The organism is Streptomyces canus (assembly GCF_030816965.1).
GTDB lineage: Bacteria > Actinomycetota > Actinomycetes > Streptomycetales > Streptomycetaceae > Streptomyces > Streptomyces canus_E.
On sequence record NZ_JAUSYQ010000002.1, the window covers coordinates 2,389,268 to 2,409,948 of the forward strand.

The window sequence follows — 20,681 nt, forward strand, 5'->3', positions numbered from 1 at the left end:
GTGCGGGTCCCTTCTCGTGCGGGTGGGGGGATGGTTCACAGGACGGCGTCGAGCCAGGTGAAGACCTCGTCCTGCATGCGGTCGACGAAGACATGGCCGAGGTCGGGCCAGGTCTTCAGATGCAACCGCTCCTCGGCGTGGCGGGAGTGCCAGACGGCGCGCAGCTTGTCGTACGCGACCTGTACGCCGTCGGCGGGGAACAGCGGGTCGAGCCCGCCGTTGAAGAAGAGCATCGGCCTGGGGGCGGCGATGCTTGCCACGTCGGGGAAGTCGAGGAACCGGGGCAGCCCCGGGTGGAGCATGTAGTAACTGGACTGCCCGCGCAGCGTGTTGTTGCCGGGCACCATCATTTCCTTGAGGCCGGTCATCCAGCAGACGGCTGCCGTGGCCTTGACGACGTCGGTCAGCGCGGCGGTCTGCCAGGCGCGGTAGGCGCCCATGGAGAATCCGACGGCCGCGATCCTTGCGGCATCCACCCGGTCGAGACCGGCGAGGAACCCGGCGGCGCGGGCGTCCTCGCGGGCCATGAGACCTGCGAGGGAGGAGCCGAGGTTGTAGAAGTTGCTTGCCAGAGCCTGCTGTTGGTCGTAGGTGACGGGCCCGCGGTCGCCCCAGCCGAGGGCGTCCGCGCACAGCACGACATAGCCGCGCCGGGCCAGCTCGTCACCGACGAACCGGCCGCTGAAGTACTTGTCCGTCCAGGTCTGCGCGGAGGCGAGCCGGGTGTCGTCGTACCAGGGCCGGACCAGTTTCTCCTTACCGATGTCGAACTTCGCCCCGTGATCGTGGAGAAGCAGCACGGCGGGGAACGGCCCGGGGCCGTCCGGGGTGAGCAGGGCGGCGCGGACGCGTTCGTGACGGGTGAGGGAGAGGGTGACCAACTCCCTGGTGTAGCCGTTTCCTTGAGAGCGACTGGCGAATTCGGGTGCGTACGACGTCCCGTCCTCGCGGTCGACGAGGAGGTGCTCCTCGACCGTGGCACGAGCGGTCCGTCGCCAGGTGCGAAAGTCACGGACCGGCGACGTCCCCCAGGCCAGCGGGAAGTCCAGCTCGGCCTTGAGCGCCGGGTGGAAGTCGGGCAGCGGGCCGTCCACGACCCCGGCTTCCGCGGGGCTCACCGCTCCCCCGGCCAGCATGGCCGCTCCGGCGCCCACCACGAACGCCCGTCGGCCCACCGGGTCACCGGCGCTCATAGGGCCTCCAGTCCCCGAGATACGTCCGCCGGGTGTGCACCGCGGCCTCTTCGGCGGTCAGCTGGGGCCGGTTGTCGGGGACGGAGATCACCGCGCCGGGACCGGAGTTGGCGTACTCCCGGAAGCGCATGGTCTGCCAGGGATAGGCCTCGCGCATGTTGGTGTAGGGCGCGACCGGGTCGATCCCGGGCCCGATCCGGCTGTTCCGTACCACGAGGGACGGCCAGGCGGTCGTCTCGTACGACGGCACCCAGGGCCGTGCCAGTTTGTACGCCGCGTCCTCGGCCCCCGAGGTGATGCGGGAGCGGACGGCGAGGATGCCGTAGGGGTTGGCGCGGGCCGTGGACGGGGCGAAGACCATGCCCTTGGGGGTGAAGTCGACGTCCCGCTGGAGGGTGTGGAAATGGCACTCCTCGAAGACGGCGGTGGCCCTGCCGAAGACGAAGTCGACGTCGCCCTCGATGTAGCAACGCCGGAAGTACTGCCGGTCGAAGGCGGTGAGCGCGGTGGTCTCGACGAAGAGGGTGTCCTGGTGGGCCAGGAGGCGGACGTTCTCGAAGTGGGTACGGTCGCCGTAGGTGTAGGCGGCCACCGCCTGGGTGCCGGTGATGTCGGGGTGGTCGGCGCGCAGCCAGTCGTTGGCGAGGGTGAGGTCGCGGACAGTGAGGCCGGGGGCCGCGGAGGTGAAGGTGGCGGAGCCCGCGGTGCCGTAGGTGCCCGAACCGTCCGGCTTCTGGGTGCCGTTGGCGTTGTGGTAGACGATGACCGTGGCGCGCGGGTCCGGGCTCGCGCCGCGCACGGTCAGCTCCGCCTTGTCGTCGGGGATGCTGACGACCTCGCGATATGTGCCTGGGTGCACGACGATCGTCCAGCCGGGGCCGGTGACCGCGTCCACGGCGGCCTGGACGGAGTCACCGGGGCGGACGTGGAGGACGCGGCGAGTGCCGGCGTGGGCCGGAGTGGACACCGCGACGACGAGTCCCGCAGCGGCGGCCATGAAGATCCGTCTCCGCATCTCAGCACGCCTCCTTCCACGGCTGCCAGTCGCCGAGGTAGGTCTCCCGGGTCGCGGACTCGGCCTGCTCGCGGGTGAGTTGGGGCCGGTTCTCCGGGACGGTGATCCTGGCGCCGGGACCGGTGTCGCGGTACTCGGCGAAGCGCTGGTTCTGCCAGGGGAAGGCGTCCGACATGTTGGTGTAGGGGGCGGCCGCGTCGATTCCGGGGCCCAGCCAGGTGTCCCGCACCACGAGCGAGGGCCGCGCGGTGGTGTCGGAGCTCGGGACCCACGGGCGGGCCAGCTTGTAGAAGGCATCGGGTGCCTCGCTGCTGACGCGGCTCCTGGTGACGAGGTAGCCGCGCGGGTTGGCGCCCGCCGTGGAGGGCGCGAAGACGAAGCCGTACGGGGCCGCCGCCAGGTCGGTCCGGTCCAGGGTCCGGAAGTGGCAGTTCTCGTAGACGGCCGTGGCCCGCCCGAAGACGAAGTCGACGTCTCCCTCGGCGTAGCAGTGCGAGAAGTACTGGCGGGCGAAGGAGGTGAGGGCGATCGAGTCGGCGTAGAGGGTGTCCTGGTGGCCGAGGAAGCGGCAGTGGTGGAAGGCGGAGCGGTCGCCCTGGACCTTGACGGCGACGGCCTGCGTGCCGGTGATGTCGGGGTGGTCGGCGCGCAGCCAGTCGTTGGCGAAGGTGATCCAGCGGGCGGTGAAGCCGTCGGCCTGCACGGTCGTGGTGGCCGACCCGGTGGTGCCGTAGGTGCCGCCGCCGGGCTTGGGGGTGCCGGCCGCGTTGTCGTACACGATCACGACGTCCCGGGGGTCCTCGGAGGCGCCGATCCAGGTCGCCTCGGTGCGGGTGACGTCGACGGCGACGGTCTCCCTGTAGGTGCCGGGGGCGAGGACCAGGGTCCAGCCGCTGCCGGTGGCCGCGGTGACGGCGTCCTTCACGGTGGTGTGGTCGCCACGGCCCCGCGGGTCGACGTACAGGGTCTGCGGGGTGAGCCGGGCGGCGGGTGATCCGAAGCGGCCGAAGGGGCGCCGGGCGCCGGTGGCGTGCGCAGGGGCCGATGAGAGGGCGAGCGCGGCTGCCGCTCCGGTGCTCGCGAGCAGGAAACCCCTTCTGGACAGGGGGAGTCGGTCGTGGTGCGAGGACATGCGGGTGCTCCTTGGGCGTGCGGCTCAGACGGGGGTTGCCTCGCGGGGGGGGTGAGGTGGGTGGCCGGGGCGGCCGCTGGATTCCGCCCCGGCCGGTCAGGGGGTGGTGTCAGCAGACGCGCCCGGCGCCCGCGCCGCGGTCGACGATCCCGGGCACCTTCTTGGCCGGGTCGACCTTCGTGCGCAGGGTGGGCGTCCAGCCCGCGCCGGACTCCAGGGTCTCGGCGGGGATCTCGGCGTTGTGGACGGCGATCAGGTCGGTGAGCTTGCCGTTGACGTAGTTGTCGGCGGCGGTGAGCGGTGAGATGTTCCACCGCTTGAGCACCTTGGCCGCGCTGATCCCCTCCGGCAGCGTGAACGCGTTGTGCTCGGCGACGAGTTGGGACTCCTTGCCGATGCCGAAGCTGTAGGCGTAGTCGTCGTTCGCCACGAAGTGGTTGTTGTAGGAGTCGACCTGGCCGAAGCGGACGCGGGGCGCGCGCTCGACGAGGTCGGAGAACAGATTGTGGTGGAAGGTGACCTTGAGCTTGCCCCGGTCCCCCGCCGCCGTGGACTCGCTGTCGCTGTTGCCGATCAGGATCGTCTTGTCGTGCTCGGTGAAGACGTTCCAGGAGGCGGTGACGTAGTTGGCGCCGCGGACGATGTCCAGCTCGCCGTCGTGCTGCTGGTAGAGCATGCCGAAGTAGGTCGGCGCGGCACTGTCGGGGTGGCTGCCGTCGGTGAAGGTGTTGTGGTCCAGCCACACATGGGTGGACCCGTAGACGACGGCGGTGTCGTACTCGGAGTTCCAGTTGCCCTTGTCGCCGTCGGTCGGGTCCCACTGCGGGAAGCAGTCGATCGGGCTCTCGAAGGTGAGGTTGCGGACGATGACGTTGTCGACGGCCTTGATCTGCAGGCTCGCGCCCTTGAACCCGGCGTTCTTGCCGACCCCGACGATCGTGGTGTTGGCGGGCACGTTCGCCTTGATGGTCTGGTCCTGGTGGGCCGCGGAGACGCGGCGCAGCCCCTCGGGGCTGTCGTCGGGCTCGGCGCTCAGGTCGGTGTCCAGGCCCCAGGCCTCGGGCGAGTACTTCGCCAGGTAGGCGTCGAAGTCGTACCCGGGCGCCGCGAGGGAGTCGCAGCCCTCGGAGACGGCGTCGATGGTCCCCTTCACCTTGATGATCTTCGGGGCGCTGCCACCGGCGGCGAGGGCCGCCTTGAAGCCGGCCCAGTCGGTGACGGTGTAGACGTGGGCGGCGTCGGCGGCCGCGCCTCCGGTGGTGCCGGTGCCGTCGGAGCCCCAGCCGTCGCCGGTGGCGAGGGTCTCGCGGGCGACGTCATGGCCCTTGGCCTGGGCGGTGGGGCCGGTGACAGCGAGGACCAGGGCGGCACAACCCGCCACGGCCATCGCCTTGGTTATGACATGCCCATGCCATAGCTGTGCGTTCATTGTGCGGCTCTCTTTCCACAACGAAGAAGGAGTGGTCAGGCGGTGGCCGACGACGGCCAGGTGATCCAGGACTCCGGGATCTCGGCGTCGAGCCGGCGCACGTCCCGGGGCGCCAGCACGCGGTGCCGCAGCAGCTCACGGGCGACCAGGCGCGCTACGGCAATGGCACCGGGTGGGTTGAAGTGCGTGTTGTCCTGCTCGGTGTCGGTCCAGTTGAAGTACTTCTTGGTCTCCTCGACCCCGAGCCTCTGCCACAGGGCGAGCGACAGGGCCTGGATGTCGAGCAGCGCGACGCCCTCCTCGGTGGCGAGCGCCCGCATCGCCGCCGGATAGTCGCCGTGGGTCGGCACGGCGGTGCCGGAGGCGTCGAACTTCCGCCGCTCGACCGAGGTGGCCAGCACGGGCCGGGCACCACGGGCGCGGGCACCGTCGACGTACAGGCGCAGATAGTCCTGGTACGTCGTCCAGGGCTCGGTGTAGCGGGCGGGATCCGCGGTCTTCTCGTCGTTGTGTCCGAACTGGATCAGCAGGAAGTCGCCCGGCCGAATGGCACCGAGAATGACATCGAGCCGTCCCTCGTCGACGAAGGACTTCGAACTCCGCCCGTTCACCGCGTGATTGGCGACACGCCGATCCTTGTGCAGAAAGAAGGGGAGCGCCATGCCCCACCCGGTCTCGGGCGCGGCGTCGGCGTATTTCTGGGCGGCGGTGGAGTCACCGGCGATGTAGAGGGTGCGCTGTTCCTTGGCTTGGGCAGTACCGGTTGTACTGAAAGCGACGGGCACGGCGGCCATTGCCGCCACGGTGACCTGTCTGCGTGTGAGTGACACCTTGGGTGGCCTCTCTTCCCTCAGGGCCGCGGGGAGCTGCGCGACCGGCCACGACGAACCCGCAGCTCCCCACGACCGCATTCACCCGAGCTCTTAGCCGTTCTGTTCCTTCCACTCGGCCTGAGCCTTGTTCAGCTGGTCGGCCATGGTGTCCAGGAAGTCCTTCGCACTCATGTCACCCAGCAGCACCTTCTGGAAGTTCGGCTCGTTGTCCGCCTTGGAGATCGTGTTCCAGTCGGGCAGGTAGTACGGCAGCTGGACGATGGTCGTGGACCCGTCGGTCAGCGCGGCGGCGGCCAGCTTCGTGGGCTCGGCCTCCGAGATCCAGGCGTCCTTGGCGGCGTCGTTGTTCGACGGCACCTGCCCGGCGGCCTTGTTGAACTTCGAGTTCTCCGCGGCCGAGGTCGCGAACTCGATGAACTTCCAGGCCGCGTCCTTGTTCTTCGAGCTCTTGAACACCCCCATCCCGTCGACGGGGTTGGACACCTGCACCCGCTTGCCGGAGGCGCCGATCGGCTGCGGAATGCCCCGGAACTTGTCGACCCCGAGCGCCTTCACGTGGTCCTGGTACGACCCCAGGTTGTGGTTCAGCATCCCGATCGTGCCGGAGTCCCACTGGGCGACCATCTTGGTGAAGTCGTTGTTGAGGTCGGCCGCCGGAGTGACCTTCTTGTACAGCGCCGCGTACTTCTCCAGCGCCGCCACGTTCTTCGGGTCGTTGACCGTGGTCTTGTCGCCGTCCCAGAACGAGGTGATCCCGCTCTGCCCGTACATCGCGTCCAGGGCCTGGGCGATGGACCCGGCGCCACCGCGGATGGTGTAACCGAACTCGTTCTTCTTGGCGTCGGTGAGCTTGTCCGCGGCCTCGTAGAACTTGTCCCAGGTCGTCGGCTCGTCGAGGCCCGCCTTCTTGAACAGGTCGGTCCGGTAGTACAGCACGCCGTTGTTGGCGGAGGTCGGGATCGAGTACAGCGTCCCGTCGCCGCCCCCCGACGCCTTCAGCACGCCGACCATGTCCTCGTTGAGCTTGCCGTTCAGGGAGGACTTGGCGAGCCGGTCGTCCAGCGGCTCCAGGGCGTTCTGCGCGGAGAACCCGGCGAGCATGGCCGCGCCGACACCACCGACGTCCGGCAGGCCGCCGCCCTGGATGGCGGTGTCGACCTTGGACTGGTACTCGGTGGACGCGATGCCGACGTACTCGACCTTGATGTCCGGGTTCGCCTTCTGGAAGTCGGCGATGACCTCCTTCCAGATGTCGGTGCGGACACCGCCGTTGTTGTCCCAGAAGACGATCTTGCCCTTGCCGCTGCCCTCGTCTCCCTTGTCACCGCCGGACCCGCTGCCGTCGTCACCGCAGGCGGTGGCGGTCAGTGCCAGGACGGACCCGAGGGCGACGGCTATGGCAGCGCGCCTGCTTCTGCGGATACTGATCTTCATTGATCGGCTCTCTTCTTCTTCTGATTCCAGCGGAGATATGAAGTTGTGGGGGGAAGTCGGTGGCGCCCGGACGTCAGTGGGCGGCGTACGGCGCCCAGCCGTCCGTGCCCTTGAGGTAGTTCGCGACGGTGTAGGTCCTCGCGTCGGCGGCACCGAGCTGTGGCCGGTCGGCGCTCGCGGCCGCGCCCGGCCCGGAGTTGCGGTACTCGGCGAACCGCGCGTCCTTCCACGAGAAACCGCTCATGTCGGTCCACGGAGAGGACTTCACGGCGGCCGGCAGCTCGGTGTCGCGGATCAAAACCTGCGCCACGGCGGCCGGTTCACCGCCCGGGTGCCACGGCCGTCCCAGATGGAAGGACTGGTCCGGCGCGTCGCTCACGACCTTCGACCGGGTGATCAGGAACCCGTACGGGTTGCCGGTCCAGGTCGAAGCGGCCGTGATGTAGCCGTTGTTGGTGTCCGAGCCCCGGCTCAGCGCCCGGATCACGGACCGCTCGATCACCGTCGTCGCCCGGCCGTAGACGAAGTCGACATCGCCCTCGATGTACGAGTCGCGGATGTAGACCCGGCTGATCACGTCCAGCTTGGGGCTGTCGGTCATCAGGGTGTCCTGGTTGCCCAGGAAGGCGGTGTCCTCGAAGACGATCCGGTCACCGGTCGTCTTCATCGCGAGGGCCTGCTCGCCCTTCAGCTCGACCGCGGCCTCGTCGAAGTCGTTGCTGAAGGTGAGGTGGCGGGCGGTGACGTCGTTCGCGGCGATCCGGACCGTCGCACTGCCCGTCGAACCGCCGTACTCGGCGGGGGTGTCGTAGACGATGATGGTGTCGGACCGGTCGTGTCCAGTCCCCTGGAGCACAATCCTGGGCTTGGTCGCCGGGATGGAGACCTTGGCACGGTAGGTACCCGGCGCGACGGCGATCGTCACCGGCACGGCGTTGCCGTCGGGCACGGCGTCCACCGCGGCCTGCACGGTCGGGTAGTCACCGGGGACGTGCAGGGTCACCCCGATCCGCTGCTGCGGTCCGGAGAACCTCGACACCAGCGACGGCACGGCGGCGGCCGGGTCCAGCCGGTAGTCGTAGAAGGACCGAGGATCGAATGCCGTACCCCACGCGTCCGTTCGACCGGTCGTGTTCTTCAGGATCGACCCGCGCTGCACCAACTCGGCGGTGGTGTCGGCCTGGTAGGGATGCTGGACACCGTCGTAGTAACTGTTCTCGATGACCATCTTGGTCTTGCCGCGCGCCCAGTTCCCGTACGTCCACACCGGGTCACCGTCGGCGACCTGCGAGGACAGGTAGTTGTTGTACAGGTGGGCGTAGGCGAGGTTGTCCGCCGAGGGGTTGCGCTGCTTCGTGCCGTGGAACCAGTTGTGGTCGATCGTCATCTCGGTGAGCACATTGGTGGTCCAGCCGATCCCGAACGCCTTGTTGTGGTTCGTGAACTGGTTGTAGGAGACGGTGATGTACCGGCTGTCCTTGCGGATGTCGAGCAGCCCGTCGCCCATGTGCTCGAAACGGTTGTGATCGATCCAGACATGGTCGACGGTGTCCATCTGGATCGCGTCGAAGTCGGTCGTCTTGCCGTCCCAGTCGCCCTCGACGTACGAGTCACGGATCGTCAGGTTGCGGATGATCACGTTGTGCGTGCCGGGGTTGAGATGGAGCTCGCCGTGGACGATCTCGCCGGTGTCGCCGACGCCGATGATCGTCTTGTTCGAGGCCACGACGATGTCCGAGCCGAAGGGCTCGACGGCTATCGCGCCCGAGACCCGTATGACGTACGGCTCCTCGGCCGCTGCGTAAGTGGCCAGTGCGGCCTGGTCGGTGACGGTGACGACCTTGCCGCCGGCCCCTCCGGTGGTACCGCCGGCGAGGGAGGCGAAGCCGTGCGCCCGGTCGCTCCAGCGGTCGACCGGAGTCTTTTCGGCAGCCTTGGCCTGCCCGATCGCCCCGAGGCTCAGCGCGGCCACAAGGCCGAGGACAGCGGCCAGGACTGTGCCGTATCCCGGTCTCTGCAAGCGCTTGCTATGAAGGTGCTGCGTCATTGCGGCTCCCAAAAGGCTTACGGGTTCGGTGCGTTACAGGTGGTTGATCCTGAAGTGCGAGAAGGTTGCCGCCCCGGCGTGTCCTCCTCCGACGGGCGCGAGGGCGAACAGTCCGAGCAGGGCTCCGACCCAGCGCCAGGGGGTGGCGGCGAAGACGGGTCCGCTGGGGCACGGGCCGTCGCCGACGTCGTAGAAGAACCGGCAGCGCGCCCCCGCTCCGATCTCGATCCGCAACCGTGCCCGTCCCGTGGGTGCCGGCCGCGGATGGTCGGCGTCCCGCTCCTGCTCGGCGACGCCCTCGGCGAACCGGTGCACGAGATGGACGCTCCCGTCGGCCCCGCGCTGGAGCCCGATCCAGCTGAAGGCGTCGCCCAGGACGGCTAGTCCGGCGCGTGCTCCCGGCTCCTCGCTGTGCAGGTGCAGTTCCACCTCGACCGCCGATGGCGTGCCGGGCAGTCGCTGGGTGAGGACGTTCGGCAGTCTGCGCAGGTCGTGCGCGTCGGCCGAACGGACGCAGGTGAGCCGTAGCCCGTCGCCCGAGTGGTGGGTGGCCCAGCCGGGCTGCGGGTTCGCGGTCCACTGCCACTGGCGGCCGAAGCGCCCGCCGGGGAAGTCGTCGTCGGTGGCGGGGGCCGCGTCCGGCTGCGGCGGCAGGTCGGGCTTCTCGTGTACGGCGACGGGGGCGCCGTCCTCACCGAGCACCGGCCAGCCGTCGTCGCCCCAGCGCATCGGCTGGAGGTGGACGACCCTGCCGTAGGCGCCCTTCTGCTGAAAGTGCAGGAACCAGTCCTGGCCGGACGGGGTGCGCACCCAGCCGCCCTGGTGCGGCCCGTTGACGTCGGTGTCGTGCTGCTCCAGGACGACCTTCTCCTCGTACGGGCCGAAGAACCCGCGCGAGCGGAAGGCACCCTGCCAGCCGGTCTCGACTCCGCCGGCCGGAGCGAGAATCCAGAACCAGCCGTCGTGCTGGTAGAGCTTGGGACCTTCGAGGGTGAACCAGCCGGGGATCCGGTCGCCGTCGACGATCACCTTGCCCTCGTCGAGGAGTTCACGGCCGTCGAGGTCCATGCGGTGGCCGGTGAGGCGGTTCTTGACGCCGGAGCGGGACTTGGCCCAGGCGTGCACCAGATACGCCTCGCCGGTCTCCTCGTCCCACAGGGGGCAGGGGTCGATCAGGCCCTTGCCCGACTTGACGAGGTGCGGGCGGGTCCAAGGTCCCCTGATCTCGGGGGCGTTGATCTGGAAGATGCCCTGGTCCGGGTCACCCCAGAAGATCCAGAACCGTTCGTCGTGGTGGCGCAGCGAGGGGGCCCAGACCCCGCAGTCGTGCCGGGGCTTGGTGAACTCCCCCGCAGGCTCCAGACGGTGGAGGGCGTGGCCGATCAGCGTCCAGTTGACCAGGTCGCGGGAGTGCAGCAGCGGCAGACCGGGGACCCGGCCGAAGCTGGAGGCGGTGAGGTAGAAGTCGTCGCCGACGCGGAGAACGTCGGGGTCGGACCAGTCCGCGTTCAGGATCGGATTCGTGTACGTCACTGACTGACCGCCTTCCGTACCAGGGCCGCCGCTTCGAGCCGGGGCAGGCGTCCGTCGGCCACGACGGTGACGATCCGGCGGACGACGGTCTCGCCGGGTGGCACGGCCAGCCGCTCCTCGGACGCCAATGAGGAGCCCACCCCCGGGTATTCACCGGCGCGCACGAACCACGGGTCGCGGCGGGTCCGGTCGGTGGCCCCGGCGAAGACGAGCGTCCAGGTGGCGCCGGTGAGGGCGACCCAGTCGGCGCGGGTGCCGTGGATCGCGTCCTCGCCCTCGCGGTCGACGGTGAAGACGTCCGGCGCGTCCTGTTCCTTCCTGGCCCGCCAGAAGAACCCGCCGTAGGCCGCGCCCGGGCGGCCGTTGGTCGCCGGGCTGCCGATCGACAGGGGGTCCGAGGTGACGTTGGTGAGGGAGAAGGTGAAGTCCAACGCCCAGGCGGTGCCGGTCAGTTCGGTGGCCGCGACGGTGCGGCGCTCGCGCAGCAGCTCGGTTCCGGAGGCGACCCAGCGCAGCTCCTCCACGAAGCCGTCCGGGTCGCGTAACTGGAAGGAGTGGTGGCGCTGGGCGCCGTGGTTGTCGAGCTCGGTGGGGCCCTGGTCGCGGACGTAGGTGCGCCCGCCCCAGAAGTTGTGCCCCTCGACGTCGGGAACGGCGACACCGACGCCGAGGTGGTGGATGTGGTCGGCGGGGCTGAGTTCGGTGACTGCCGTGCCGGCCAGGGTGGTGACGGGGTGCAGGTAGGGGCGAGGGGAGAGCCGGGCGGGCAGTTCGGGCCGGGTGACGTAGCGGCCGACCGGGCGGCCCGCGACACGCAGGACCGGGGAATCGGGGGTCGTCATGTGCTCACCTCGTTCGCGACGTGTGGCCGGGCCCAGTCGGCGCCCAGCTCGGAGTACAGGGCGAGGCTGTCGGCGGCGGCCGCGACGAGCCCGTCGATGCCGGGGACGACCCGGCGGTCCTCGTCGGGCAGCAGGTGCCAGGCCGTGGCCGGGAGCGGGGTCGGGTCGGGGGCCAGCCGAACGGCTTCGACGACCTTCATGAAGGCGCCGGTCGCGTCCGGGGCGACCAGCAGGCCGGCGCCGTCGGTGACGTGGTCGACCAGGTTCTCCAGCAGGTCGGTGCGGCCGTACTCGTACTCCTCGGGGCCGTGGCCGGCCCGCTGGAGCAGCACGCGGTCCTGCTTGTACCAGTAGGTGATCCGGCCACGGTCGCCGTGCACGACGACGTACGGCTCGTCGGGGTCCTCCGCGCACAGGGTCACGGCGACGGTCACCTGGAGACCGTTCGCGGTGGTGACGCGGACGCAGGAGGTGTCGTCGGACTCGATGTCGTTCGCGCGCAGCAGCTCGGTCTCGGTACGGACGACGTCCTCGGCGCGGCTCGCGTCGCCCAGGGCCAGCGCGGTGGCGACGGCGTGCGCGAGCGGGTTGGTCAGTGCTCCGTCGATCACGTCGACGCCGTTCATCCGCCGCTTGCCCGCCCAGGGCGCACGCCGGTAGTACGCCTCGGCACGCGCCCAGGCGCCGGCCCCGCCGATCCCGGTCACCTCGCCGATCGCTCCCTCTTCGACGAGCTCGCGGATCGCGGGCACGGCGTGCGAGCCCAGCGACTGGAAGCCGATCTGGCAGGCGACACCGGCCGCGGCGACTCCGTCGGCCATGCGGCGGAACTCGGCGTACGAGGGGGCGGGGGGCTTCTCCAGGAGGAGGTGCACTCCTCGGGAGGCCGCCGCGAGCGCCAGGTCCGTGTGGGTCGGGATCGGCGTGCAGATCACCGCGATGCGGGCGCCGGTCGAGTCGAGGAGCGCGCCGAAGTCGGCGGACTGCTCGGGCCTCCCCAGGCCTTCGGGGATCTCGTCGCCGGTCAGCGGGGTCAGCTCGCAGATCCCCGCCAGTCGTACGATGCCCTTGTCCTGCAGCCGGCGGATGTTCTCCAGGTGCCAGCGGCCGTGACCGCGCGCGCCCGCCAGGACGATGTCTACGGTGCTCATGGGATCCTCCCTGCGCCCGCGCCGCGGGCCACCTGCCGGTCGGCCGCCTCGGCGCTGTCGATCTTTGTGTGCAGGGTAGGCGTCCAGCCGACGTCCGCCGTGAGGTCGCGCTCGCTGCCGGAGTTGTAGGCGTTGTATATGGCGAGCAGGTCCACCGGATAGCCGTTGAAGAGGGTGCCGGTCTGGTGCAGCGCGCTGCCGTTCCAGCTCTTGACGAGGTCGGCCGCCTCGATGTGGCCGGGGGTGTGGAAGGCGTTGTTCTCGGCGTGGACGGCGGAGTCGGTGGAGATGCCGAGGGAGTAGCGGTAGTCGTCGTTCCCGGCGATGTACCGGTTGTTGTAGAGGTGCACCTGCCCGAAGCGGACACGGGGCGCGCGCTGGACGACGGACTCGAACTGGTTGTGGTGCAGGGTGACCCGGAGTCTGCCGCGGTCGCCGGTGGCCGTGTCGCTGTTGCCGATGAGCATCGCCTTGTCGTGGTCGGCGAACCGGCTCCAGGAGACGGTGACCAGGTCGGAGCCTTTGGTGATGTCCAGCAGGCCGTCGTGACGGAGGTAGTTGCGGGCGAAGTAGGTGGGCTCGTCGGCGTCGGGGTGGCCCTTGTCGCTCAGGGTCACGTGGTCGACCCACACATGCGTGGCGCCCGTCAGCCAGATGTTGTCGTACGCCGTCTTCCAGTCGCCGAGGCCGCCGGTGTTGGGCTGCCAGACGGGGAAGCAGTCGTAGGCGTCGCGGAGGTCGAGGTTGCGGATGATGACGTTGGTGGCGTTCCTGACCTGAAGGCTGCCGCCTTTCAGGACCGCCCCCTTGAGCCCGACGATCGTGGTGTTGGACCCGACGAGCAGCTCGACCCGCTCCGCCTGCTTCTTCGCGGACGCCTGGCGTGCCTCCTCCTGCGGTCCGCTCGGCTTGGCGGCGCCCCAGGTGCGGGGGTCGTAGGCGGCGAGGTACTTCTTCAGTCGGTAGCCGTCGGTGGCGTAGTCGGCGCAGCCCAGGTGGTCGCCGTCGTCGTCGGTGTTGGCGTCGATGGTCCCGGCGATCCTGATGATCTTCGGGGTGGCGCTGCCGCCGTCGAGGGCACGGACCAGTCCGGCCCGGTCGGTGACGGTGTAGACGTGCGCCGCGTCGGCGGCGGAGCCTCCGGTGGTGCCTTCTCCCTCGGAAGCCCAGCCGTCGTTCGCGGGCAGGGTGTCCCGGCTGATGTCGCGGGCGTCGGCGTGGGCGGGGAGGCAGAGGAGTCCCACCATGACGCCCGCGAGCGTGATCTGACGGAGTCTCATCGTGCCCCCGCCCCCGCGTCGAGTCCGGCGTCCGGCGACTTCCGCGCGGCCCGGGCCCAGCAGATGACCCCGCGCGCGGGCAGGTCGGTACGACGGCCGCCGTCACGCACCGTCGCACGGCCACCGGCGATCGACCCCACCGGAGCACCCTCGGCCCGGCGGGCGACCATGCGGACACCGCCCCCGTCAGCCGCCGCCCCGCCGGCCGAACCCACCAAGCCCCGCCGCCGCCCGACCACGAGCCGCGCACCCCACGACCCGGCACCAACCACCGAAACCCGCCGGAGACTCACCTCACCGCCCACCGCATACACACAGGCCTCGACCCGGCGCACGCCCCCGCGGACACCACCCCGGCCGGCCGCCGCACCGCCGGCCGAACCCACCAAGCCCCGCCGCCGCCCGACCACAAGCCGCGCACCCCACGACCCGGCACGCCGGAGGCTCGCCTCGCCCCCGCCGCCTCGCTGGACCCGGTTGACACGGCAACCTCCGGCCGCCGCACCGACCCCGGCACAGGTCGGCACCGGGCTGACGCACATCCCGCTGATCCGACGGAGTCTCATCCCTTCACCGCCCCCGCGCTGAAGCCCGTGATCAGCCACTTCTGGATGAAGGCGAACACGATCACCACGGGTACGGCCGCGATGATGCCGCCGGCGGCCAGCGCGCCGAGGTCGACGCTGTCCGCGCTCATCAGGGTGTTGAGACCGACCGGGATCGTCTGCTTGTTCTGGTTGTTGAGGAACATCAGGGCGAACAGGAAGTGGTTCCAGGAGTGCACGAAGGCGAAGGATCCGACGGCGATCAGGCCGGGCCGGAGGAGCGGCAGGACAACGATCCGGAAGGCCGTCATCCTGTTGCAGCCGTCGACCCAGGCCGCCTCCTCGAGGGAGTACGGCACGTTCTTGATGAAGTTGCTGATCAGGATCATCGACAGCGGCAGCTGGAACACCGTCTCGGCGATGATGACACTGCCCAGCGAGTTGATCATCTTCAGCTCGGCGAAGATCTCGAACAACGGCACCAGAAGCAGCGCACCCGGCACGAACTGCGAGCACAGCAGGGCCAGCATGAACGCGTTCTTGACCTTGAAGTCGAACCGGGCGAGGGCGTATCCGCCGGCCAGGGCGACGAGTGTCGTCATCACCAGGGTGGCGAGACCGACGTACACGCTGTTCTCGAAGTAGGTGCCGAAGGCCCGCTCCGTCCACACCTTCTCGAAGTGGTCGAAGGTGATCGGCCAGGGTACGAGCGAGGTCGAGCCGGACGGGCGCAGCGCGAAGAGCAGGATCCAGTAGAAGGGGATGAGCGTGAAGACGAGGTAGATCGACAGCGGCGTGTAGATGTGCCAGCGCGGGACCTCGTCCCAGGAGCGGCGGCGCTTCACCGACCGGGGCGGTTCGGGTGTCTGGTGCACGGGCGCGGGCGCGACCTCCGTGGCCTCCTTGGTGATCACTTGGAACCGCCTCCGAACTTGCTCAGCCGCAGGTACACCATCGAGCAGAAGAGCAGGATCACGAACGCGACCGTGGTCAGGGCGGACGCGTAGCCGAAGTTGTGGGCGTCGACGCTGGTGTTGGCGATGTAGAGCGGGAGGGTGGTCGTCTCCCCCGCGGGTCCGCCGCCGGTCAGTGTGTAGAGCAGGTCGACGTTGTTGAACTCCCACACCGCGCGCAGCAGTGTGGACAGGATGATCGCGTCCTTCAGATGGGGCAGCGTGATGTGCCAGAACTGCTTGATCGTGCTGGCCCCGTCGACCTCTGCGGCCTCGTACAGGTCCTTCGAGACGGACTGGAGGTCGGCGAGGATCAGGATCGCGAAGAAGGGCACCCCGCGCCACAGGTCGGCGACGACCGCCGCCGAGAAGACGGTGGAGGTGTCCGACAGCCAGCTGGTGCCGTAGGAGCCGATGCCCATGTCGGCGAGGTAACGGGTGATGCCCGTCTGGGAGTTGTAGAGCAGCACCCAGATCGCGGAGGTCAGCACCCCGGAGACGGCCCATGGTGAGAAGACCATCGCGCGCCCCAGCCCCCGGCCCACGAAGGTCTGGTTGACGATCAGCGCGAGCGCCAGGCCGAACAGCAGCTGGAGTCCGACCTCGACGAAGACCCACTTGGCGCTGAAGGTCAGGGTGTCCCAGAACTGCGGGTCCTTGGTGAAGATCTGGACGAAGTTGTCGAAGCCCGCGTACCCGTTCCGCCACGGCTTGGTGGGGTTGTAGTTCTGCAGGCTGTAGTAGAAGACGCTGATGACCGGGTAGGCGATGAAGCCCAGCATCAGCAGGGCCGCCGGCGCGATCAGCAGGTACGGCAGTCTGCGCGGCGTGGCGGAGGCACGGCGCCGCCGGGGTGGCGCGGGCGGTTTCGCCACGGCTGCGGCTTGGGCCATGACTGTTCTCCGTTCTCAGTACGTCGGACGTGCGACGTGCGTTCGTCGTGCGGGAAGCGCTTTCTCTCTGCACAGGGTTGTGCCAGGTCGTGCTGTGCGATGGTGCCGCCCGCCCGAGCGGGTCGTGGTTCAGCTCGCGTACGGGTCGGCGACCTTGCCCGGGCGGGCGAGGAACTCGAAGTCGCAGCCGGTGTCGGCCTGGGTGATCTGTTCGTTGTAGAGCGCGCCGTAGCCGCGCTCGTAACGCGCGGGCGGCGGTGTCCACTCCGCCCGTCGGCGCTCCAACTCCTCGTCGTCCACGTTGAGTTGGAGGACGCGTGCCTCGACATCGAGGGTGATGTCGTCCCCGGTCCGTACGAGGCCGAGCGGTCCGCCGACGTACGACTCGGGCGCCACGTGCAGCACACATGTGCCGTAGCTCGTCCCGCTCATCCGGGCGTCGGAGATCCGGACCATGTCCCGCACGCCCTGCTTGAGCAGGTGGTCCGGGATCGGCAGCATCCCGTACTCGGGCATGCCCGGGCCGCCCTTGGGACCGGCGTTGCGCAGCACCAGCACGCTGTCGGCGGTGATGTTCAACGCCGGGTCGTTGATGGTGCGTTGCATGGTCCTGTAGTCGTCGAAGACGACCGCGGTGCCGGTGTGCTTGAGCAGGTGCCGTTCGGCGGAGATGTGCTTGATGACGGCGCCGTCCGGACAGAGGTTGCCGCGCAGGACGGCGACTCCGCCCTCGGTCGCGACCGGGTTGTCCCGGGTGCGGATGACGTCGTCGTCGTGGACTTCGGCGCCCTCGATCTGCTCCCCCAGGGTGCCGTTCACGGTCGGCCGGTCCAGGTGGAGCAGGTCGGTGATCCGCGAGAGGAAGGCGGGCAGACCGCCGGCGAAGTAGAAGTCCTCCATGAGGTACGTCTGTCCGCCGGGCCGGACGTTCGCCAGCACCGGCACGGTACGCGCGATGCGGTCGAAGTCGTCCAGGGTGAGCTTGATGCCCGCCCGGCCGGCCATGGCGATCAGATGGATGACCGCGTTGGTGGAGCCGCCGAGCCCGAGCACCGTGGTGACGGCGTCCTCGAAGGCCTCGCGGGTGAGGATCTCGGACGGCCTCGGGCCGGTCCAGGCGAGTTCCACGGCGCGCCGCCCGGAGGCCGCGGCCATCCGCTCGTGCGCGGAGTCGACGGCCGGGATGGACGAGGCACCCGGCAGGGTCATGCCGAGGGTCTCCGCCGCCGCGGTCATCGTGGACGCGGTCCCCATGGTCATGCAGTGACCGGGAGAACGCGCCAACCCGCCCTGGAGCTCCCGCAGTTCACAGTCCGTCAGGTTGCCCGCGCGGTGCTCGTCCCAGTACTTCCACATGTCGGTGCCGGACCCGAGGGTCTCGCCCCGCCAGTGCCCCGGCAGCATCGGCCCCGCGGGCACGAAGATCGAGGTGACATCGGCCGAGGCGGCGCCCATGAGCAGCGCAGGCGTCGACTTGTCGCAGCCGCCGAGCAGCACCGCCGCGTCGATCGGATACGACCGCAGCAGCTCCTCCGTCTCCATCGCGAGGAGGTTGCGGTAGAGCATCGGGGTGGGCTTCTGGTACGTCTCCGAGAGGGTGGAGACCGGGAATTCGAGCGGGAAGCCCCCGGCCTGCCACACCCCCCGCTTGACCGCCTCGGCGCGCTCGCGCAGATGAACGTGGCAGGGGTTGATGTCCGACCAGGTGTTGAGGACGGCGATCACCGGGCGGCCCCGGTATTCCTCGGCCTCGTAACCGAGCTGGCGCATACGGGCGTTGTGCGACCAGGTCCGCAGCTGACCCTCGGTGCCGTACCACTGATGACTTCTGAGCTCTTCGGGACGCTTCCTGTCGGTCATATCGACCACCCGGCGGCTATCGCGGCGACCTCGGCGCGCTCGGCCTCGGGCAGCTCGCGGCTCGGCGGGCGCACTTCGCGGCGGCACAGGCCGAGGGAGGCGAGGGCCTCCTTGACGACGGTGACGTTGTCGGCGGAGCCGTTCGCCGCGCGGAGTTCCTCGAAGCGGCGGATCTGCTCCCAGACCTTCATGGCGGCCGGGTAGTCACCGGACCGAAGCGCCTCGATCATGTTCAGCGAAACCGCGGGGGCGACGTTGACCAGCCCCGAGGTGAAGCCGGTGGCACCGGCCGAGAAGTAGGAGGGCGCGTAGGGCTCGGCGAGCCCGGCGACCCACACGAAGCGGTCGAGTCCCGCGTCCCGTGCGAAGGCGCCGAACCTGGCCGCGTCCGGGACGGCGTACTTCACGCCGATCACGTTCGGGCAGGCGTCGGCGAGTTCGGCGAGGCGGTCGCCGCCGAGCTGGGCGTTGCGGATGTACGGAACGACTCCCAGCTCCGGGACGGCCGAGGCGATCGCGCGGTGGTAGTCGACCCAGCCGCCCTGCGAGACGTAGGGGTGGACGGGCTGGTGGATCATGACCATCCCGGCGCCGAGCTCGCCGGCGTGGCGGGCGGAGGCCACGGCGGTCGGGACGTCGTGACCGACGCCGACGAGGATGTTCGCCCGGTCCCCGGCCTCCTCGACGGTCAACTCGGTGACCAGGCGGCGCTCTTCGGGGGTGAGGGCGTAGAACTCGCCGGTGTTCCCGTTGGGGGTGAGGGTGGTGATCCCTCCGTCGAGCAGCCGACGCAGCAGGGCCCGGTGGGTGTCCTGGTCGACGGTGCCGTCCTCGGCGAACGGAGTCACCGGGATCGCCACCACGTCGGCCAGGGCCGCTCGCCGGGTCTCGAACGTCTCGCTGCTCATTCCTGACCTTCCTGGTCCAGCACTCCGGGGAACGCTCGTTCCACGAAGGACGCGATGTGGGCGTGCAGGGCGCGGGCCGCTCCGTCCGCGTCGCCCTCCAGGGCGAGCCGCAGGATCTCCCGGTGCTCGCCCGCCTCCCGTTCCCAGGAGGGCGAGGCCGCCCAGGCGACGGCGGAGACCAGGGCGGCCTGGTCGCGGACCTCGTCGAGCATCCGGCCGAGCAGCGGGTTGCCGCAGGGCAGGTAGAGGGAGCGGTGGAACTCCCGGTTGGCGAGGGAGCGTTCGGCGGTGTCGGTGGCGTCGTCGGCCCGGGTCAGCGCGTCTCGGGCGGCGTCGAGGGACGCCCCGCGCCGTACGGCCCGCTTCAGCGCCTCGGGTTCGAGGAGCAGCCGGACGTCGTAGACCTCGCGCGCCATGTCCGCGTCCACCATGCGCACCGTGACGCCCTTGTACTGGCTCATCACGACGAGTCCGGTCCCGGCCAGAGTCTTGAGCGCCTCGCGCACCGGGGTCTTGGACACCCCGAACTGTGCGGCGAGTTCGGTCTCCACCAGGGCCTGACCAGGCGTCAGACGCCCGGTGAGGATGCGGCGTTTGATCTCCTCCAGCACGTACTGCGTGCGGGAGGGGATCGGCGTGGGCACAGAGGTCATGCGCGCCTCTCGGATCTCGCGTATCGGATCTTGCGTATCTGATCTCGCGTATCGCGTCTCATATATGACGTACGAAGTACGACGCGTTGAAGGTAGGGAGGGGCGCGATGTTTCGTCAATGCTTCTGGCAAAGGAAGTTGAAGTTGCGGTGAAGACGAGGGTCAGACGAGCCGGGTGGCGCCCTCGAAGGCCGTACTGGTGCGCCCGGCGAAGGCGACGGCCGCGCGTGCGGTGGCCGCCTCCCTGGTGAGCGTGGGTCCGACGTGGGTGACGATCAGTTCGCGCGCCCCGGCCTTGCGGGCGATGTCGCCGGCGTCCTCGGGCGTCAGGTGGACCTGTTCGCCTTCGCGATGACGGTCGATGTCCGCCTCACACAGGAACACGTCCGATTCCGCGGCGAGTTCGACGAGGGCGGCGCAGGGCCCGCTGTCCCCGGAGTACGCGAGGACGCGTCCGGCGCACTCGGCGCGCAGCCCGTACGCCTCGGCGTCGTGCGCGACGGCCCGCGCGGCGAGCCGGAGGTTCCAGTGCCGGACGGCGTGGCCGTCGTACAGCGGATGGAAGTCGAGGATGCCCTCGAGGAAGCTGATGTCGGACCGCCCGAAGAATCCGGCGAGCCGATGGGCGCAGCCGGGTGGCGCGTACACCGGAATGGGGGCGGGCGGGGTCAGTCCGCCGTACGCGAAGGCGTAGACGGCGGACAGCAGATCCGCGCTGTGGTCGGCGTGCAGATGGGAGATCCAGATCGCCGTCAGCCGGGAGGGGTCCGTGTGCCGCTGCAACTCCGCGAAGGTTCCGGGCCCGGCGTCCACCCACACCTCGGCGCCCCCGCCGCGCAGCAGATAGCCGGAGCAGGGGCGGCCCGGCGCCGGGTGCGGGGAGGCGGTACCGAGGACGGTGAGGCTGAGCGGCGGCATGGTGGGGAGCGTACGGTCCGGGCCTGCCGCCCGCCGCCCGTTTCGGTTCCTCTACGGCAGGGT

18 protein-coding genes are annotated in these 20,681 nt (G+C 69.8%); all 18 read right to left on the reverse strand.

Annotated elements, in window-relative coordinates:
• Positions 1 to 35: 35 nt before the first annotated feature.
• Entirely contained in the window at positions 36 to 1,193 is a 1,158-nt protein-coding gene (locus tag QF027_RS11980) for a dienelactone hydrolase family protein (protein ID WP_307074407.1), read from the reverse strand.
• Entirely contained in the window at positions 1,180 to 2,208 is a 1,029-nt protein-coding gene (locus tag QF027_RS11985; RefSeq protein WP_307074409.1) for a pectinesterase family protein, read from the reverse strand. Before QF027_RS11985 ends, QF027_RS11980 begins: the two co-directional genes overlap by 14 nt.
• 1 nt (position 2,209) lies before the next feature.
• Complete coding sequence (locus QF027_RS11990) at positions 2,210 to 3,340, reverse strand: pectinesterase family protein (protein ID WP_307074411.1); 1,131 nt, start codon at positions 3,338 to 3,340, stop codon at positions 2,210 to 2,212.
• Between the two features lie 109 nt (positions 3,341 to 3,449).
• Positions 3,450 to 4,769 (reverse strand): pectate lyase family protein, encoded by a 1,320-nt coding sequence (locus QF027_RS11995; RefSeq protein ID WP_307074413.1) that lies wholly within the window; start codon positions 4,767 to 4,769, stop codon positions 3,450 to 3,452.
• 35 nt (positions 4,770 to 4,804) lie between these two features.
• Positions 4,805 to 5,599, reverse strand: coding sequence for a rhamnogalacturonan acetylesterase (locus QF027_RS12000; RefSeq protein WP_306983314.1), 795 nt, complete (start codon positions 5,597 to 5,599; stop codon positions 4,805 to 4,807).
• Positions 5,600 to 5,692: 93 nt separating this feature from the next.
• Positions 5,693 to 7,036, reverse strand: coding sequence for an ABC transporter substrate-binding protein (locus QF027_RS12005; RefSeq protein WP_306983312.1), 1,344 nt, complete (start codon positions 7,034 to 7,036; stop codon positions 5,693 to 5,695).
• A gap of 73 nt (positions 7,037 to 7,109) precedes the next feature.
• Positions 7,110 to 9,083, reverse strand: coding sequence for a pectinesterase family protein (locus QF027_RS12010; protein ID WP_307074416.1), 1,974 nt, complete (start codon positions 9,081 to 9,083; stop codon positions 7,110 to 7,112).
• Positions 9,084 to 9,116: 33 nt separating this feature from the next.
• A complete protein-coding gene (locus QF027_RS12015; RefSeq protein WP_307074418.1) occupies positions 9,117 to 10,616 on the reverse strand; it encodes a glycoside hydrolase family 43 protein in 1,500 nt (499 codons plus the stop codon).
• Positions 10,613 to 11,458: a DUF6807 domain-containing protein gene (locus QF027_RS12020; protein WP_306983306.1), complete on the reverse strand. Its 846-nt coding sequence runs from the start codon at positions 11,456 to 11,458 to the stop codon at positions 10,613 to 10,615. Before QF027_RS12020 ends, QF027_RS12015 begins: the two co-directional genes overlap by 4 nt.
• A complete protein-coding gene (locus tag QF027_RS12025; protein ID WP_307074420.1) occupies positions 11,455 to 12,609 on the reverse strand; it encodes a Gfo/Idh/MocA family protein in 1,155 nt (384 codons plus the stop codon). Before QF027_RS12025 ends, QF027_RS12020 begins: the two co-directional genes overlap by 4 nt.
• Positions 12,606 to 13,889 (reverse strand): pectate lyase family protein, encoded by a 1,284-nt coding sequence (locus QF027_RS12030; protein ID WP_307074422.1) that lies wholly within the window; start codon positions 13,887 to 13,889, stop codon positions 12,606 to 12,608. The genes QF027_RS12025 and QF027_RS12030 overlap by 4 nt, the downstream gene beginning before the upstream one ends.
• Positions 13,886 to 14,059: a hypothetical protein gene (locus tag QF027_RS12035; RefSeq protein ID WP_307074425.1), complete on the reverse strand. Its 174-nt coding sequence runs from the start codon at positions 14,057 to 14,059 to the stop codon at positions 13,886 to 13,888. Before QF027_RS12035 ends, QF027_RS12030 begins: the two co-directional genes overlap by 4 nt.
• A 392-nt stretch (positions 14,060 to 14,451) precedes the next feature.
• On the reverse strand, positions 14,452 to 15,348 hold the full coding sequence (locus QF027_RS12040; protein ID WP_306983300.1) for a carbohydrate ABC transporter permease: 897 nt from the start codon (positions 15,346 to 15,348) through the stop codon (positions 14,452 to 14,454).
• On the reverse strand, positions 15,345 to 16,280 hold the full coding sequence (locus tag QF027_RS12045) for a carbohydrate ABC transporter permease (protein WP_306983297.1): 936 nt from the start codon (positions 16,278 to 16,280) through the stop codon (positions 15,345 to 15,347). Before QF027_RS12045 ends, QF027_RS12040 begins: the two co-directional genes overlap by 4 nt.
• Before the next feature lie 129 nt (positions 16,281 to 16,409).
• On the reverse strand, positions 16,410 to 18,140 hold the full coding sequence (gene araD, locus QF027_RS12050; RefSeq protein WP_306983295.1) for an L-arabinonate dehydratase: 1,731 nt from the start codon (positions 18,138 to 18,140) through the stop codon (positions 16,410 to 16,412).
• Positions 18,137 to 19,048: a dihydrodipicolinate synthase family protein gene (locus tag QF027_RS12055; RefSeq protein ID WP_307074427.1), complete on the reverse strand. Its 912-nt coding sequence runs from the start codon at positions 19,046 to 19,048 to the stop codon at positions 18,137 to 18,139. Before QF027_RS12055 ends, araD begins: the two co-directional genes overlap by 4 nt.
• Entirely contained in the window at positions 19,045 to 19,701 is a 657-nt protein-coding gene (locus tag QF027_RS12060) for a GntR family transcriptional regulator (RefSeq protein ID WP_306983288.1), read from the reverse strand. Before QF027_RS12060 ends, QF027_RS12055 begins: the two co-directional genes overlap by 4 nt.
• A 161-nt stretch (positions 19,702 to 19,862) precedes the next feature.
• Entirely contained in the window at positions 19,863 to 20,618 is a 756-nt protein-coding gene (locus QF027_RS12065) for an MBL fold metallo-hydrolase (RefSeq protein ID WP_307074429.1), read from the reverse strand.
• Positions 20,619 to 20,681 lie beyond the last annotated feature (63 nt).